This window comes from Noviluteimonas gilva, from assembly GCF_009740395.1.
Lineage (GTDB): Bacteria > Pseudomonadota > Gammaproteobacteria > Xanthomonadales > Xanthomonadaceae > Noviluteimonas > Noviluteimonas gilva.
Genome location: NZ_WOXT01000004.1, coordinates 339,412 through 355,628 on the forward strand (window position 1 = coordinate 339,412; position 16,217 = coordinate 355,628).

The following is a 16,217-nucleotide window of genomic DNA, read 5'->3' on the forward strand; positions in this document are numbered from 1 at the left end:
GGACGGCGCGGCGTGCCACCCTGCCCCGCGAATCGGAGCAGGAGGCACGCCTGGCGTTCCTTACTTCGCCGCGATGTCCACCGTGACTTCGCCGCGGGTCATGCGGGAGTACGGGCAGGTCTGGTGCGCGAAGGCGAGGAGCTTGGCTTTCGTCTCTTCGTCGACGCCCGGCAGATTGACGTTGAGCTTCACGGCGAGCTGGTAGTTGCCTTCGCTGGTCTTGCCCAGGTCGACCTGCGCATCGACGGCGGTTTCCGGCGGCAGGCGCACCTTCAGCTGCTGCGCGGCGATGCCGATCGCGCTGAGGAAGCAGGCCGAGTAACCGACGCCGAAGAGCTGCTCCGGATTCGTGCCTTCCTTGCCCGAGACGAAGTGGTCGAGCTTGACGTCGAGCTTGCCGTCGCTGGAGCGGCCGCTGCCGTCGCGACCACCGGTGACGTGGGTGTTGGTGGTGTAGAGGACTTCTTGCAGGGGGAGTGCCATGAGGGGGATTCCGGTTGGGGGAGGTGGTATTTCATGCCGATGCGGTATCGGCGGTGTGTCGCGTCAAGGGGCGATTTGTCGGCGCGCATGTCGTGCAACGGCGCCGATACGGTTCGATACAAAACTCACTTGCCGAGCAAACCGCGGATCTTCGCTTCGGTCTGCGCGTACTGGCCTTCGCCGAAGTGCGAGTAGACGACGTGGCCGGTCTGGTCGATCAGGTACTGCGCGGGCCAGTACTGGTTGCCGTAGGCATTCCACGTGCGATAACCGTTGTCCTGCGCGACCGGATAGGTGATGCCGAAGCGCTTCACGGCGTCCTGGACATTGCCGAGGATCCGCTCGTGGCCGTATTCGGGCGTATGCACGCCCACGACGACGAGCCCGTCCTTGGCGTAGCGCTCGTGCAATTGCTTCACGTGCGGGATGACGCGGATGCAGTTGATGCAGTCGTAGGTCCAGAATTCGACGAGCACGACCTTGCCGCGCAGCGACTGCATCGTCAGCGGCCTGGTGTTGATCCAATTGTTGATGCCGGTGAATTCCGGCGCGGCCGGCGGCGAGGCGGTGTTGGCGTTGGCGAGCGCGCCTGCGGGCGCGTCCGCCGCGCACGAGACGCACGAGACGGCCGTGAGGCCCGCGAGGAAGAGAGCGGAAAGCGACTTGTGCATGGTTTCAAAGTCCTGTTGCGACGGCGGGGAACCACTGCGTCGCCCACGCGATGAGCGCGACGTCGTAGTGGAACAGTTGCAGCACGGCCACCACGATGGCGATCGCGCCGAACGCTTTGCGGAACAGATCCGCACTGCGATGGAAGGAAGACAGGCGCGCGGAGATCCAGCGTCCGCCATAGGCGATCGCCAGCATCGGCACCGCCGCGCCGAGCGCATAGAGCGCGAACAGCGACGCCGCCTGGCCCGGCGCCTGCGCACTCGCGGCGAGCGCGAGCATCGCCGCGAGCACGGGGCCGGCGCAGGGCGTCCACGCCACACCGAGCGAAGCGCCGATGACCAGCGCACCCCATGTGCCGCGCGGTGCTTGCGATGACGAGGCGCGGCCGCCGAATCGCGCAGACAGCTGCTGCACGCGCGCGACGAGCCAATCGAAAGGCGCCGACCACACGCACGCGATGCCCGCGAGCAGCAGCAGGAGAATCGAGCCGTTGCGGATCGATTCCTGCAACTCACCCGAACTCGACGCGAGCGCACCGATGAGAATGCCGCCGAGTCCGAAGCTCAGCACGAAGCCGAGGATGAGCAACAACGGTTCCGCCCTGCTCCGCCCCGCGGTGGTGGCGAGCACGATCGGCAGCATCGGCAGGATGCAAGGGGACGCGATGGTGGCGACGCCGGCGACGGCCGCGAGTGCGTAATCGAGCATGGGGGGTGTCTGCTTGAACTCTGGGGCGCGCAGGATGCCGCGGGTGTGTACCGCACCCATGTCGGCGGCGGTCGCGCGTGCAACATCGTGTTTCAGTAGTGCCGACGGATACACGGAGATACAGAAAGGCAGCACACTGGTGCGGCCTTGTATCCGATCGTGTCGGGGCCCGGTGACGACACGCTTCCAGACAGTCATCCCTTGCGCGCGACACACCGCGGATACCGCACGCGCCTCAAATGACGGTTCCCAAGCAAACAAGGAGAACGACACGATGAAAACCAATTACGCATTCGGCCTGGCGGCTTTGTCGCTGGTTGCGCTGCTGGGCGGAACGATGCTTGCGCACGCGCAGCAATCGGGTATCTCGCGCAAAGATCTGTTGCAGGAGAACCTCAGCGCACCGGGCCGGCAGGTGGTGCAAGTGAGCGTGGGCTTTGCGCCTGGTGCTTCAGCGGCGCGCCACAGCCACCCCGGCGAAGAAGTCGCGTACGTGCTCGAAGGGCGCATCGAGTACCACATCGATGGCAAGCCGCCCGACGTCCTGATGCCCGGCGACACGGTGTTCATTCCGGCCGGCGTCGTGCACTCGGCGCGGAACCTCGACGAAAACACCAGGTCGACGGAATTGGCGACCTACATCGTCGAGCGCGGCAAGCCCTTGGTGCAGGCTGCCGCACCCTAACGCGATCGTGCGGTCGCATCCCCCGCCGGCATCAACGCCAACCGATCCCGCGCCAGCATCGCCGGCAGGCCTGCGTGCTGCGCGCGATGCATACGACGCAGCTCCGCGTTGCGCGCGACGATGCGCGGATCATCGGCGATCCCGAGCCAGCGCTGCCGTGCTTCCCGGCCCACTTGTTCGGTGTAGCGCGCGCCCAGCTCTTCGCGCACCAGCGCTTCGCGATCCGGTTGCAGGAACGCGACGAATCGCGCGTTCGAGGGCTTGCGCATCCACGCCGGCCCCTTCAACGCAGTGACCGTCGCCAGCAACTCCGCACGCCGCGCGTTCCAGTCCTGCGGCTCGGCCAGGCACGGCGCCAGCATCGAAAGCCGCCGCACCTGCGCGTTGATCGGCGTTCCGTTCGGCACGAGTGCGCGGAAACTCGCGACGTCATAACGCGGGGCCAGCACGCCTGCGTGCACGAGCGCCTGGCGCATCTGCGCCGAGCGCCCGAGTTCGACGGCGGCCAGGCAGCCCGCGCCCATTGCGATGGTCCAGTTCCAACGGCGCTCCTCGGCGGCGCGCGGAATCAACGCAAAGGCGCCGTCGTAGGCGGCCTGCGCGTTGCCGCGCGCGTTTTCGACTACGACGCGGCTGGATTCGGCGAACAGGTTGCCCGGTGCCAAACGTTGCGACACGCGCAGCCACGCATCGGCAGCCGCGGGCTCGCCCAGGTCCTGCAGGGCCGGCACCATCTCCGCGATGATTTCGTGGTCGTCCGGGTCGATGCGGTGGGCGACCAGGTTCCAGTGCACGTAGGCGGCGAGATCGTTGCGAAACGCGGCGACGCCCGCCATCGCGGAGGCGGCATTCGGATTCTGCGGTTGCAATTGCCAGCCGCGTCGCGCGCTCGCCTCCGCCTCGTCGATCCGCCCGAGCCACAGCAACGCACTGGTCTTCAGGAAATAGAGCGAGCCGTTGAGCGGATCCAGGCTCAACACCGCCTCGGCACTCGCCAGCGCCGATTCGAATTCCATGTCGTACAGGTGACGCCGCGCCTGCGTCGTGCGCAGCCACGTGTCGTTGGGCGCGCGCTCGATCGCCTGCGCCAACAGGCGCCGCGAAACATCGAACTCACCGGCCTCTTCCGCCAACTCCGCACGCACGCCGAGCAACTGCGCGTTGCCCGGATCGATCTGTTCGATCCGCGCGAGCCACGGCCGCGCACGCAACCGCGCGGTGCGCTTGGGGATCTTGCCGGTCTGCGTCATCAACATTTCCACGCGCACCAGGCCGACCATCGCGTCGAGGTAATTCGGATCACGTGCGAGCGCTTGCAACATCGCGCGTTCGGCGGCGTCGAGCGAGGCGAAACTGTCGATCGCGATCTGTTGCAAGCCGTGCGCATACGCATCGTAGGCGGCCACGTCACGTGTCCCCCCCTGCACCGCCTTCGCGTGCTCGTCCGGCAACACTTCACCGACGAGCGCTTTCGCGACTTCCGAAGCGATCTCATCCTGGATCGCGAACAGATCGGCCAGCCGGCGATCGTAACTGCGCGACCACAACTCCGACCCATCATCGGTGCGCACCAATTGCGCGGTGATGCGGACCATCTCGCCGGAACGCTGCACGCTGCCCTCCACCACGGTGGCCACGCCGAGCAACTCGCCGATGCGGCGCACATCGTCCTGCTTGCCGCGGAAGGAGAACGACGACGTGCGTGCAGCCACTTTCAACTTCGGCACCTGCGCAAGCTGGTGCAGCAGCGTCTCGCTCAACCCGTCGGAGAAATATTCATCCTCCGGGCGCGACGAAAGATTGAGGAACGGCAACACTGCCGTCGACGCCGCACCCAGGCGCGCCTTCGACCCGGTGAGCCCGACATCGCCGCTCAACGCATGGACGAACCAACCGACGCCCGCCGCGACCAGCAACGCCGCGACGAAGAAGACGCGCTTGTTGCCCTTGGGTGCGCGTTCAAGCCGCAGACCCTCTGGCGTGAGTTCGGTGAGCCATGCGATGACGACCGCAACGGGCAACCCCAGCAAGACGATCAGGGTGATCAGGCGCGGCGCCCAATCAGGTAAGCCCAACTGCGGCGCGACTGTTGCGCCGACCTGGATCACCAGCCAAGCGACGACCAGATAGCCGGCGGCGACCTTGAAGACCTTGCGGCGCTTGAGTTCGGCGAACAGGGACATCGCCTCTCCGGCTTGGGCCGGATGAGGCCGGCACAACTCCCCTAACGGCGGGAGGCCGTCAGACCGGTCCCCATCGCCCGCGGTGCCGTCGCGACGCAATCCTCAATGGAGCAGGTTCAGATTGGGATTGAGGTAGACGGCGAGGCCGAAGAACACCAAGGGCGCGCCGCAAAGCGCGAGCAATATCCAAGCGATTCGCTGTGCCCACGACGTCAGCGTTCCGGAGATCGCCGCCCGGATCGAGACTGCGATGCACAGGATCCAAAGGACAAGCGTGCCGTAGCACCCGAGGTTCCCCATCTGGATCCAGAAATTGACGTCACCGTGTTGTCCTCCGACATTGAAGCCGTCGTATCGGTGACTCGCATACGCCCACAACGCCGCGAACGAGAGCGCTGCCAGGTTGAGCGTGACGAAGGTGCGCCTGAAGGCCGCTTGGCTCACGCCTTACCCCCAAGCCATTTGAACTGATCGACCCGCGCGACGTAGGCAGCCAGCGCCAGTGCAGCGGCAGCCCAGCCAATTTCGCCAAGGGAGCGCGCCTTGAGGCCCCACAGATGCATTGCGAGCAATAACGAACCGATCGACAGCAGCGCGGCAACCACGCTGTTCAACCCGCGACGCCATGCACGTTCGCGCCATTCCACCGGCACAAGGACGGCAATCGACGCGAGCAATACGACATACGCGCACCATGCGAGCCAAATCCTTGTCCCGAGCGCCTCGAACCAATACGGGCTGAAAACCAGGATGCGCTCGCGCGTGTGGTGCGCGAGCGTGAAGCCTACCTGGAATCGGAACAGCCCCAATGCGGCCACACCCAAGCCGGCGGCGATTGCGAACTTCAGCATCCAGCGTTTGGTCATCGGCGACACACTACTGCCCTCCAGCATCGTTTCGCTCCACCGAATGAGAGAACCACAGGATCGGGAGTGGAATGTCCGCATCGCAAGCGTCGACGGCCGTTCTGCCCTTTGGCGCCAACGGATAGAAATTGTCGATGCCACCGGGCACGAGACCAACGCCTCGGGCAGCGAATATCCTGACAAGCGCAACGGGGATCGCGGAGTCCTTGTAAATCGACAGCACCTCGGCGGCACCTGCGTCCGCGCCACGCCCGCCCTTCTTTTGACACGCCGCTTTCCAGGCGTGGACCAGGGCGGCCTGATTGACCCGGGAGCTTGGGCCCACCAAGGAAACGTAATCCACGCGCGACGAACCGAAACGATCAAGCGATTCCTCCAGCGCGGCAGAGAACGCCTCCGCCGTTGCGTCGCAAGCCGTCGCATCGATGTGCAACGTCGCCTTTCCAGCATCATCGCGGCTGGTTTCAAGTTTGATCGAGCACGCGCCATCTACAGCCAACGGTCCGAGGGCGCCGGTACTGCGCGCCATCTCGGCTGGCCTCTGCATCAACGCTCGATACATCGCGTAGTCGGTGGCGACATATGCCGAAGCACAAAGCACGAGATACGTGACAAGGAACGTCCATCTCTTCAACCGCATCCAGGCCAGCGCCAACAACGCGGAAGCCGCTCCCGCGACGAGCACATAGACCAGATAGGAAGCAACGGATCCCCCGAACCATCCCGCAAAGAACGTAAGCTGCAGCGGAAACACGAAAAGGCCGACCGGGTTCGAGATTCCGCAGAACATCCTGAGCGGCGGGCAGCCGAAGAAAATCCCTGCCCCGAGTACGACCGATGGGATCAGGAACAGCAACCACGTCCTTATCCCTCGGCTCACGGCTCGCCCCCTTCAAGCGCGTTCAACGATCAACTCCCCCAGTGTCGGCGACTCGGACGTCGCTAGGGAAACAGACGCGAAGCATCCGGCGCAAGCCCCGTGGCATCGACAACACGTTCGGCAACGATATAGCGCGACGGAACGTCGTTCTTCTTCCAGCGATAGACCCCGTAAAGCTCGATGACGGTGTTGCCCGCCCTCGGTGCCGGATAGCCCTCCCAAACGACCTTCATCATCTTCTCGACCCCGGGCGTGCCGTGCAGACTGCTTGGCACGTCGAGCACGACAACTGCGTCCTTGCATGCCTCGTCGTAAAGCAAGATCACGGAATGCGCGGCAGGCCTCGCCAGGGATTTGATGTGCACTCGAGTGTCGGCGTTCATTTCGGGGTTTGCGATCAACTCGCACGGGCTCGTAACGGCCAAATCGCCTCCCGTGTTGCTCGCAGCTTGCCCTTTTATCGAATCGCGCAAGATCTGTTGCGCATCCCCATCCAGCATCGGGGAAGACTTGCACTCAATGCTGGTCAACCCACTTTTTGAACAGAGCCGGAAACTGGGCAGCGTCTCCACAAGCGCGATCTTGCCGGGCTCTGTCTCCACGCCGAAGACATGAACAAACAATCCCTTCGGGTACGCCAATCGGAGTTCGAGGCCCCTCGCCCCGGCTTCTGTCGGATAGGTCCCCGCAGAAATTCCGACTCCGTTCGATTGAACCGCAAACAGGCCAACGTCCTGCCGCGTGCGCTCCGGCGCGGTGCCTACGTAGACCGACCAAAGCGCGCGACCGCTCTCGCCGTCGACAACCCGGTAGATGTCGAAGTCGGGCCCGGACCGCAACTCAACGACCGCGCCGTACGGCTTCCTGAAGCAGAAGTTGAAGTTGAATACGTCGCACGGGTAATTCGAAGATGGGCTCGCCTGCACTGCTAGCTCAGCGGGCGTTGCACAGCCAGTAGTGCCGAATCCGAGCACAAGAAGGCCCATCGCGATGAAGGACCTCGCGTCAAGTCTCATTCCCTGGCCTCCATGCGGCGTCTGGATCAGTAGAGGGCGTTAAACGCATCGTGCGGCGCAATCCCAGTGAGCGGTGAATGGTCTGATCGGTCTCTTTGACGGACCCGATGGGGTTTTATTTCCGCGCCGTGCAGCACGCGCGGGGCGACTTCAATCCCTACGCTCCACGCATTTCATGAAGTCATCGATCGCGAAATACTTGCCGTCCGTATCGAACGGCCCGAACTCGATCTCAGATTGCGTGCCGGTACGCGTACTTGTATTCGAGACCGTGACTGTGTTCATCGCGCAACCAAGCGATCGATCATGGGGATACTCAACCCTGATGAACGTCCTCTTGGAGTACAAGTCCTGGATCCCCGGCAACAAGAACGTACGCATGTCCTCGGAGGGCACGAAGTAGCTCTCTGCCGGGCACCTGCGGTGCGACAGCTTATCGCCGAGCACAAATAGCAATGGCGCCCCGATGACGAGCTGTTCGCCGGTACAGAGAGCGATCTTCTTGCTTGGCCGTCCGTACTCCACGATATAGAGATACGCGGCACCGTCAGCCAACTGTTTGGCCTCCGTCACGTGGCCGAAGCCGGAACGTTCGGCTCCCTTGTACGCAGAAACAATCGACCACGGCGTCGATGCGGCAGCGGTAGAGGCAATGGCTACGACTGCGCTTGCCGTGATCGCCCCAAGAAAACGTGTCATCGCACTTCGCCCCTTCAACTTGCTCACGGCGACTCGGCGCCATGGCTGCCCCGCCTTTTCGGCGACTACTCAGACCTGATGTGGACTCTATTTCCGAACTTTGCTTTGAAAGGTAAAGGTCGTTGTCTCTTCGCATGCCGCTCGCATGGGCGGATATTTCCACGAACTGACCGCATCAACAATGGCAGCTTCCAGTTCAGATGAATCGCGGCTTCCGCGACCAATCGGCTGAAGCGATGATCCCACTACTGTTACGTTGGCAATTGATCCGTCATTTTGCACGGAGTATCGAACGGTAACGGAACCCGAGAACTGATAGTCGGTGCGATGCGGGAATTCAACGTCGTTTGTCGTCAGTGGCTTGACCATGTCCGAGCAAACATTCGCCTTCTCCGCGCACGCCCCAACCATTGGCGAAATGGCAAGCAAGAATGCGGCGAATGGCCTGGTAAGCATTGGCTAGCACTCCTTCGTGCGGTCGGATGCGCCGTCCCGGTAACGATAGCCGCTTACCGCCCCCCCAGTCTCAAGCGGATCAATCCTTGGGGCTTTTCCCCAACTCCTCGCGAACCCGCGCAAGCTCCGCATCACGCCCTTGCGCGATGTCCTCCACGCTGGGCACCACGGCGATGTCAGGCGTCATCCCCGCATCCGGAACACCGTCGACGAAGCGCGCAATGAGCGGCAGGTCCAACTCGATCTGCGTATTGGGCAGGCGCAGGAAGAAGAACGCGCCGCCGTTGATGCCGCGCTGGTTGCCGCCCGTGGTTTGTCCGACCAGTGTCCCCAGACGGTTGCGTTGCACCTGTTCGGCGAACTGGAAGGTCGCCGAACTGTTGGTGGGACCGACGAGCACGAAGACGCGGCCGGCATAGCGCGGCGATTTTGGTTCGATGCGCCGCGGCCCCACGTTTCCGTCGTCGTCGCGCAGGGTGTAGAAGCGATCGTCATGGCGCACCGCGTCGCTGCCCCAATCCTTGAACGAGGGGTCCCAGGTGTCGAGCATGGGCGCGAGTGCGTCCGGGACTTTGCGGTAACGCACCAGGCGGGGTGGCTCCTGCAGGACCAGCGGGGCCGACAGCAGGTGCGGCAGGATCGCGTCGCCGACGTCGAGCCCGCCTTCGTTGCCGCGCAGGTCGATCACCAGGCCTGTCGGTTTGCGGCGATCCAGTTCGGCGAAGGTGCGATCGAGGAACGCCTTCCAATCCCACTTGCTGTCGTAGAGCGCCCACGTGGGCATGCGCAGGATGGCAAGCGTTTGATCCGAGGTGTCGAACGACCAGCCCGACTGCGGATCGTCGTCGCCTTCGTGTCGCGCGGCGAGGCGCTGCGCGTAGGTGAGGGCCTGGACCTCGACGGTCTGTCGTTCGCCAGACGGGGTTCGAATCGCCAGGGTTTGCGTCGCACCGATTTGCGGAAAATACAAGGACAGATAGACGTCGAAGGTTTCGTATTTTTCGGTGCCCTGCACTTCCAGCAGGGCGATGCGCTTGCCGTCGTTGCTGCCGTCGGCGCGCGCGATGTGCATCAGCCGGTCGAGGATGCGCGCCACCGGAACGTCATCGATCGACTCGATCTCCGATCCGCGCGGGAGGACATGGTCCGCGGTCAGATCCCGCGTCACGATCATGCGTCCGTCGAGCCAGCGGAACTCGAAGGGCACGCGGTCCTGCGCTTCCAGCAGCGCGTGTTGGATGGACTCGGTTTGGTTGGTTGGATTCGCGTAGGTGTGCCCGCAACGGATCGTCGCCGCGAACTCGGAGAACGCGAGATAGGCCTGGCGTAAATCGCGCGACCCGTCGAGCGCCTTGCGCAGCTCACGCACGTGCGCGTCGAACTGCGCCGGCGTGTTGTAGCGGTAAATTCCGGGGTGGAGCCGCGTATAGGCCTGGACCAGCACATCGACGTCGGCCTGCAAGGCCGCGCGGTCGAACGTCGGTAGCGCCTGTGGTGTCGCGGCACTCGCGAAGCGAACGATCCCGATGAGCAGGAGCGCGCAGATCCATCGGCGCATGGCCATCCCCTTCCGGCTGCGATGGCCCGGGAGTGTAGCGAGCATCGTGCTGCGTTCCCTTCACGACGAGGGCGTCGGGATGCACGGCGTTCCGATCGAATCTCAGCGGTAGGAAATGTGCGATCCGGCGCACCGTCTTCCACTACGATTCTCTCCCGTCCTCTCTCCAGGGCCAGGCTCCGACGTGACCCTTCGACGCGCTTGGTTGGTGGCCGCCGCGATCGCGATCACGGGCTGCGCGACGCCGTCGGCGTCGCGTTCGGCCGACGATGCGATGCAGTCGGCGCGCGATGCCGCCGCACGCGCGGAACGTCTGGCCGGCAGGCGTCAGTCGATGAATGCCTGGCTGCGTTGCGCGGGCGACGCTTGGCGCGCGATGGCGTCGGACGCACCCGAGGCCACGCAACTGTCGACGCGCTGCACCGACGAAGTCCTCGCGCGCGCCTTCGCGCAACGCGCGCACGGATGGAAACCCGGTGCCACGCGGGTGGAGGGCAATGACCTCCGCGTCGAGTTCCGCGGACTGTCATCCGACCTGCAACTGCCACTCACCCTCGCGCGCGCCGTGGACATCGACCTGGGCAGCTATGGCGATCGGCAACTGGTGCGCGGCTACGGCGTCGCGCTCGCGGTGATGTCCGCGCGGTGCAAGGGCACGCCACGCTGCGACCTCAATCCTCCCGAAGGCGTGTTCCGGCCCGCGGCGGCATGGATCGAACAGAACGCGGAAGACGAGATCCCCACGCTCGTGATCACCGATCCGTTCCGCCACCCGGTGCTCGCGACACCGGCGGGCGAGCGCACCTTGTCCATCGATACGTCCGCGCCCTATGCCCTCGGTGCGGGCACGTCCAAGTTAAATCGGCTGGGCGTGTGGGGATTGTTGGGCGGCCGCGAGATCGGTCGGCGCGCGGGGGTGTACCTGCTCGACGAATACGACCCGAACAAGTTCCCCATCGTGATGATCCATGGGCTCGGCAGCAGTCCGCTGATCTGGGGACGAATGTCGAATGCGATCTGGGCCGACCCTGCCCTGCGCGCCCGCTATCAGATCTGGCACGTCGTGTACCAGAGCGACGCACCGCTGCTCGCGGTGCGCCTGCGCGTGCAGCGTTATCTCGATACCGCATTGCGCGTGCTCGATCCGGAATGCGACGACCCGGCGCGCCGTCACATCGTGCTCGTCGGCCACAGCATGGGCGGCGTGGCGGCGCGCATGCTGTCCGTCGACAGCGGGGAAGCGCTGTGGAATGCCGCGTTCGTCGTGCCGCCGACGCAACTGCACGGCGATCCGGAATTGCTCGCCACCTTGGACGCGATCTTCCACTTCCGCGCGTATCCGGGCGTGGGGCGCGACATCTTCCTGGCCACGCCGCACCATGGCGCCCCGCGCGCCGAGACTTTCTTCAGTCGCTTCGTGCGCGCGCTGGTCGGCAACAACACGCCGGAAATCCGCGGGCTGCGCAAGATCGCGCAAGAGAATCCCGACGCCATGCAACCGGACCTGCGGGAGATCTACCAGCGCGGTGCGATCAACAGCATCTCCACGCTGCAGCGCAAGCAACCCGTGCGCGCCGCCGGCGAGATGCTGCTGCCCGGCCCCGGGATTCCGTACCACACGATCGCGGGCGTGTTGCCGGGCTCGCAGCCGCCGGGCGATGGCGCGGTGCCGCTGGAGAGCGCGCGCATCGCGGGCGCGGCGTCGACGCTGGTGATCGATTCGCACCATCAGATCTACGACAACCCGGAGGCGATCGCGGAAGTGCTGCGCATCCTGCACGAGGATCTTGCGGCGCCGGTCGAAGCGAGCCTGCCGGGGTGCGTTGGCGGTTGAGCGGCGGCAGGCAACAAAAAACCCCGCGCCGGCGGGGTTTTGGGTGAAGCCGTCTGACTGCGGTGGTTTTCGTCGGACTGGAATTTGGTGCCGGGAGAGGACCCTTTTTTAGTTCTGCAACCGTTCTACAAGACAGGATCGCGATCCAACGTGTCGTTACTGCCGGTGATCGCGCAGACCACGCTGGATGCGCTGGTAGCCCTCGAGGCAGCTCCGACGATGGCCGCGCCGAAGATGCGCGGACCGCAGAAGAATCTCCGGCAGCATCTCGAACAGATCGAAGCGCTTCCGCTCGCCAAACAACGCGCCATCTCGCGAGTGTTCGACTCGGTACTCGCCGCGCATCAATTAGCGCCAAACACCACGTCGAAAACGACAAGGTCCGCGAGCGGGCCTTGTGCTTATTGGTCAAATAACTGTTCTCTGAAGTTTTCCTCTGACTACCCGTCTGTGGAGACGGGACGGTCCAGCTTGACCCCTGCTTCGCCATTACTAGGCTTTCCCTTCAAACAAAGCACGGATGTTCTCTGGGATCTCAGATTTCTCCACGCGTCCGTAGCCACCATCAAAAGGGCGGCTCCCTTCGGCCTCAAAAGCGGCCCATAGCTTTCCTTTGATCAACAAGCCTACGAACTGTTCATTCTGATCCCATCGAACAGCTACTTCGTCCGCTGAAAAATCAGCCGTACCCGACATCATGTGCAACGCGGCGATGATCCTTTGACTCTCTCCCTTCGTTAAATCGTAGAGATAAAAATAGCCTGTATCACCATCGTGCTCAAAGACGCCCGCCAGGTCATCGTTGGACCGAACCTCGCTTTCAAATATCTCTTGTTCGTCCATTCTATTCGTCCGGGTGATTTTTCTTGTAGTTATCGCCAAGCCTGTGTTCAGTCCGAGTCATGGGCTCAATGCCGCCCTCCGGCGTGCGGTCTTTGTGATGCAATTCCATTGGATGCCCGTTGTGCTGATGGTATGCATCGCGTGGATCGCACTTGGATGGTTCGCCTTGGTTCAACACCACGAAGAACCAGGAACGTTTGGGGACATGTTCGGTGCGGCCAACTCGCTGCTCTCGGCGCTAGCGTTTGCAGCATTGATCTATACGATCCTCTTGCAGCGATACGAGCTGAAACTTCAGCGCATTGAGTTGACCGAAACTCGAACTGAGTTAAAGGGGCAGCGCGAACAGATGGAGGGCCAGAGCGAGCAAATGCGCACGGATTCTTTCGAGAATTCGTTCTTTCGTGTTCTCGGCGTATTCGGCGACATTGTCGCTTCCATTGATCTGATCAAGCGAGAGAGTGGCGTAGTAACAACATCTGGCCGAGACTGCTTTGGCGTGTTCTATGATCGGCTTGAGAATCGGTACGCTTCACTCAGGCGTTCTGGATACTTCGAAGAGCTTAGCGATCGTCAGATCGCAGAAAGAGCGTACAAACACGTCTACACCGAGTCGCACGGAGATGTCGGTCACTACTTCAGGACCCTTTACAATCTTGTGAAGCTAGTAGATCGAAGTGCTGTCGACGACAAGCATTTCTATACGAACTTGATTCGCGCACAACTTTCGAATCAAGAGACCCTACTCCTTTTTTACAACTGCGCGTGCGGCGACGGCCGGCCAAAGTTCGAGCCGCTAGTGGAGCGGTACGCGTTGCTGAAGAACATGCCGCGTGAGCGCCTAATAGATCAAAACCACATCGGATGGTTTGAGCCGAGTGCGTTTGGCAAGGAGTTCATGGGGTCAACAATGGACGGGCGTGTCGACGCGAATGAAGGTGGTTGAGGAGGGCGCGATGGGTCACTCGTGGATTACTCGCTTCCTTGCGTTGAATGACCTCTTGTCTGCGGCTGGAACTGAAAGCGCCGTTTAAGCACTCCAACAGACGGCAAACAACAAAAAACCCCGCGCGTCGGCGGGGTTTTTGCTTACCAGATCGTCGTAGACGACCGGCGACCTCTATTTGGTGCCCGGGAGAGGACTCGAACCTCCACGATTTTACTCGCTAGTACCTGAAACTAGTGCGTCTACCAATTCCGCCACCCGGGCAGGTGGGCGCGTATGGTGCGGTGCGGCGCAGCCGATGTCAACGCGTCGGGCCGGGATTTTGCGCGCCTGCAGCCGGGGGCGCGTCGCCCTCATGGGCGAGCGGCAGGGAAACCGTCGCGCGCAGGCCCGGGTGGTTGTCGTCCAGCGCGATCCGCGCGTGGTGGCGCACGGCGATCGCGCGGACCAGGCTCAGGCCCAGGCCGCTCCCCTGCGTGCCGCGGTGGCGTTCGCCGCGATGGAAACGGTCGAAGACGCGGTCGCGCTCGTTCTCCGGGATGCCGGGGCCGCGGTCGCCCACCACGATGCAGGCGTGGTTGCCGGTGCGCGCGACCGCGAGGTCGACGCCGGTGTTCGCGGGGGCGTACTTGATGGCGTTGTCGAGCAGGTTCACGGTCATCTGGAACAACTGGTCGGCGTCGCCGCGCACTTGCAGCGGCTGCGTCTGGAGCGTCAATGCGATGCCCCGCTCCGCCGCGATCGGTTCGTAGAGGTCCAGTGCGTCGCGCGCGAGTTTGGTGAGGTCGACGTAGGGCTCGTCTTCGATGCGCGCCTGCGCTTCGATGCGCGCCAGCCGCAACAGGGCGCCGGAGGATTGAAGCAGTTGGTCGGCGTCGGCGATGGCGGGTTCCAGGGCTTCGGGATCGACCGGGCCTTGCGTCCGCAACTGGTCCAGGCGCGTGCGCATGCGCGTGAGCGGGGTGCGCAGGTCGTGCGCGATGTGGTCGGTGGCTTCGCGCACGCCGGCGAGCAGCGCTTCGATGCGGTCGAGCATCGTGTTGAAGCGCAGCGAGAGGCGGTCGAACGCGTCGCCGGTGCCGTCGCTCGGGGCGCGCAGTGCGATCTCGCCCGCGCCCACGCGCATCGCCGTGGCATCGAGGGCCTGCAGGCGGCGCGACACCCACCGCGCCGTCAAGGCGCCGATCAGCAGACCGAGGACGACGGCGATCGCCAGCGCAGCCAACGTCGTGCGTGCCATCAATGCGAGGAAGCCGCTTTCCGAACGCAGCCGCAGGCCGGTGGCGATGACCACGCCCGGCGCGAGCGTCGTGCGCTGCACGAGCACGCGCGTGCCGTCATCGTCCTGCGCCTCGCGCCAGCCATCGCGCGTCGGCACGCTGCCGCGTGGCGTGTTCGCGGCGATCGCGCGGCCATCGAACCACGCGCCGTACAGCGCATCGGGTTCGTCGGGGCTCGCGACGCGGTCGCGCACGGCTTCGGCCAGGCCCGCGCGTCCGCCATCGTGGAAGGCATCGCGCAGGCCTTCGCCTTCGGCGACGATCGCTTCGCGGGCATCGCGCACCAGCAACGTCGAAACGGCTGCATACACCGCGCCGCCCAGCAACGCGAACCCGAGCAGGAAGGACACGCACACGGCGAAGGCGAGATGCCCGCTGGTCGAACGCAGTGCGCGCGCGAGGTTCACGCGTCGCCGAAGCGGTAGCCCGCGCCACGCACGGTGTGCAGCAGAGGCGTGGTTTCGCCGTGGTCGATCTTCTGGCGCAGGCGGCTGATGTGCACGTCGATGACGTTGGTCTGCGGATCGAAGTGGTAGTCCCACACTTGTTCGAGCAGCATCGTGCGGGTGACGACGCGCCCGGTCTGGCGCATCAGCGCTTCGAGCAGGCGGAATTCGCGCGGTTGCAGTTCGATGCGGCGTGTACCGCGCTGGGCTTGGCGGCGCAGGAGGTCGAGTTCGAGGTCGGCGACCTTCAGCTTGGTTTCGGTTGCGGCCGATCCACCGTCGCCGCGACGCACGATATTGTCCAGGCGCGCGCTCAATTCGGCGAACGCGAAAGGTTTGCAGAGGTAATCGTCGGCGCCCGCGCGCAGGCCTTCGACGCGATGGTCCACGTCGCCCAGCGCCGTGAGCACGATCGTCGGGACGCGATTGCCAGCGCCGCGCAAGGTGCGCAGCACGGTGAGACCGTCGAGCAAGGGCAGCATGCGATCGACGATCAGGGCGTCATAGGGTTCGGTGGTGGCGAGGAAGAGGCCTTCCTTGCCATCGGCCGCGTGGTCGACGGCGTGCCCCGCTTCCTTCAGGCCCTGTCGCAGCCAGGCGGCGGTGTCGGCGTCGTCTTCGATCAACAAGATGCGCATTGCCGCCTCCTTCCGGCCCAGCAT

The 16,217-nt window shown here is 64.0% G+C and carries 18 protein-coding genes and 1 tRNA gene; 3 read left to right on the top strand and 16 right to left on the bottom strand.

Features of this window, described 5'->3' with window-relative positions; translation table 11 throughout:
- Positions 1 to 60: 60 nt before the first annotated feature.
- The 3 genes from GN331_RS13775 to GN331_RS13785 form a co-directional block, all read right to left on the bottom strand.
- Positions 61 to 483 carry an organic hydroperoxide resistance protein gene (locus tag GN331_RS13775; RefSeq protein WP_156642807.1) on the bottom strand — a complete coding sequence of 141 codons (423 nt, stop codon included), beginning with the start codon at positions 481 to 483 and terminating at the stop codon, positions 61 to 63.
- A 125-nt stretch (positions 484 to 608) separates the two neighbouring features.
- Entirely contained in the window at positions 609 to 1,154 is a 546-nt protein-coding gene (locus GN331_RS13780) for a thioredoxin family protein (RefSeq protein ID WP_156642808.1), read from the bottom strand.
- A 4-nt stretch (positions 1,155 to 1,158) separates the two neighbouring features.
- Positions 1,159 to 1,863, bottom strand: a complete 705-nt coding sequence (locus GN331_RS13785) for a cytochrome c biogenesis CcdA family protein (protein WP_197427143.1) — start codon at positions 1,861 to 1,863, stop codon at positions 1,159 to 1,161.
- A gap of 274 nt (positions 1,864 to 2,137) precedes the next feature.
- Here GN331_RS13785 and GN331_RS13790 point away from each other — a divergent pair, with 274 nt between their 5' ends.
- Entirely contained in the window at positions 2,138 to 2,548 is a 411-nt protein-coding gene (locus GN331_RS13790; protein ID WP_156642810.1) for a cupin domain-containing protein, read from the top strand.
- Here the strand turns inward: GN331_RS13790 and GN331_RS13795 are convergent.
- The 8 genes from GN331_RS13795 to GN331_RS13830 form a co-directional block, all read right to left on the bottom strand.
- Positions 2,545 to 4,731, bottom strand: a complete 2,187-nt coding sequence (locus GN331_RS13795) for a tetratricopeptide repeat protein (protein WP_156642811.1) — start codon at positions 4,729 to 4,731, stop codon at positions 2,545 to 2,547. The genes GN331_RS13790 and GN331_RS13795 overlap by 4 nt on opposite strands.
- Positions 4,732 to 4,833: 102 nt before the next feature.
- Positions 4,834 to 5,175: a hypothetical protein gene (locus GN331_RS13800; RefSeq protein ID WP_156642812.1), complete on the bottom strand. Its 342-nt coding sequence runs from the start codon at positions 5,173 to 5,175 to the stop codon at positions 4,834 to 4,836.
- Entirely contained in the window at positions 5,172 to 5,624 is a 453-nt protein-coding gene (locus GN331_RS13805; RefSeq protein ID WP_156642813.1) for a hypothetical protein, read from the bottom strand. Before GN331_RS13805 ends, GN331_RS13800 begins: the two co-directional genes overlap by 4 nt.
- Positions 5,608 to 6,453, bottom strand: a complete 846-nt coding sequence (locus GN331_RS13810; RefSeq protein ID WP_156642814.1) for a hypothetical protein — start codon at positions 6,451 to 6,453, stop codon at positions 5,608 to 5,610. The genes GN331_RS13805 and GN331_RS13810 overlap by 17 nt, the downstream gene beginning before the upstream one ends.
- Before the next feature lie 86 nt (positions 6,454 to 6,539).
- Positions 6,540 to 7,493 (bottom strand): hypothetical protein, encoded by a 954-nt coding sequence (locus tag GN331_RS13815; protein ID WP_156642815.1) that lies wholly within the window; start codon positions 7,491 to 7,493, stop codon positions 6,540 to 6,542.
- A 150-nt stretch (positions 7,494 to 7,643) separates the two neighbouring features.
- Positions 7,644 to 8,219: a hypothetical protein gene (locus tag GN331_RS13820; protein WP_156642816.1), complete on the bottom strand. Its 576-nt coding sequence runs from the start codon at positions 8,217 to 8,219 to the stop codon at positions 7,644 to 7,646.
- A 60-nt stretch (positions 8,220 to 8,279) separates the two neighbouring features.
- Positions 8,280 to 8,561, bottom strand: coding sequence for an energy transducer TonB (locus GN331_RS13825; RefSeq protein ID WP_197427144.1), 282 nt, complete (start codon positions 8,559 to 8,561; stop codon positions 8,280 to 8,282).
- A 166-nt stretch (positions 8,562 to 8,727) separates the two neighbouring features.
- Complete coding sequence (locus tag GN331_RS13830) at positions 8,728 to 10,206, bottom strand: S41 family peptidase (RefSeq protein WP_156642818.1); 1,479 nt, start codon at positions 10,204 to 10,206, stop codon at positions 8,728 to 8,730.
- Between the two features lie 184 nt (positions 10,207 to 10,390).
- Here GN331_RS13830 and GN331_RS16995 point away from each other — a divergent pair, with 184 nt between their 5' ends.
- Positions 10,391 to 12,040, top strand: a complete 1,650-nt coding sequence (locus GN331_RS16995) for an alpha/beta fold hydrolase (protein ID WP_197427145.1) — start codon at positions 10,391 to 10,393, stop codon at positions 12,038 to 12,040.
- A 156-nt stretch (positions 12,041 to 12,196) separates the two neighbouring features.
- Here the strand turns inward: GN331_RS16995 and GN331_RS13840 are convergent, their stop codons facing one another.
- Positions 12,197 to 12,385 (bottom strand): hypothetical protein, encoded by a 189-nt coding sequence (locus GN331_RS13840; RefSeq protein WP_156642820.1) that lies wholly within the window; start codon positions 12,383 to 12,385, stop codon positions 12,197 to 12,199.
- Between the two features lie 147 nt (positions 12,386 to 12,532).
- Positions 12,533 to 12,883: a DUF2251 domain-containing protein gene (locus GN331_RS13845; protein WP_156642821.1), complete on the bottom strand. Its 351-nt coding sequence runs from the start codon at positions 12,881 to 12,883 to the stop codon at positions 12,533 to 12,535.
- A gap of 97 nt (positions 12,884 to 12,980) precedes the next feature.
- On the opposite strand from GN331_RS13845, the gene GN331_RS13850 reads away from it, so the two are divergent.
- Positions 12,981 to 13,829 carry a putative phage abortive infection protein gene (locus tag GN331_RS13850; protein ID WP_156642822.1) on the top strand — a complete coding sequence of 283 codons (849 nt, stop codon included), beginning with the start codon at positions 12,981 to 12,983 and terminating at the stop codon, positions 13,827 to 13,829.
- A gap of 179 nt (positions 13,830 to 14,008) precedes the next feature.
- Here GN331_RS13850 and GN331_RS13855 read toward each other — a convergent pair.
- The 3 genes from GN331_RS13855 to GN331_RS13865 all read right to left on the bottom strand — a co-directional run bounded on the left by GN331_RS13855 (position 14,009) and on the right by GN331_RS13865 (position 16,193).
- Positions 14,009 to 14,093: transfer RNA gene (locus tag GN331_RS13855), tRNA-Leu, on the bottom strand.
- 37 nt (positions 14,094 to 14,130) lie between these two features.
- On the bottom strand, positions 14,131 to 15,516 hold the full coding sequence (locus GN331_RS17000; protein WP_156642823.1) for a HAMP domain-containing sensor histidine kinase: 1,386 nt from the start codon (positions 15,514 to 15,516) through the stop codon (positions 14,131 to 14,133).
- Positions 15,513 to 16,193 (bottom strand): winged helix-turn-helix domain-containing protein, encoded by a 681-nt coding sequence (locus GN331_RS13865; RefSeq protein ID WP_156642824.1) that lies wholly within the window; start codon positions 16,191 to 16,193, stop codon positions 15,513 to 15,515. Before GN331_RS13865 ends, GN331_RS17000 begins: the two co-directional genes overlap by 4 nt.
- Between the last annotated feature and the right edge of the window lie 24 nt (positions 16,194 to 16,217).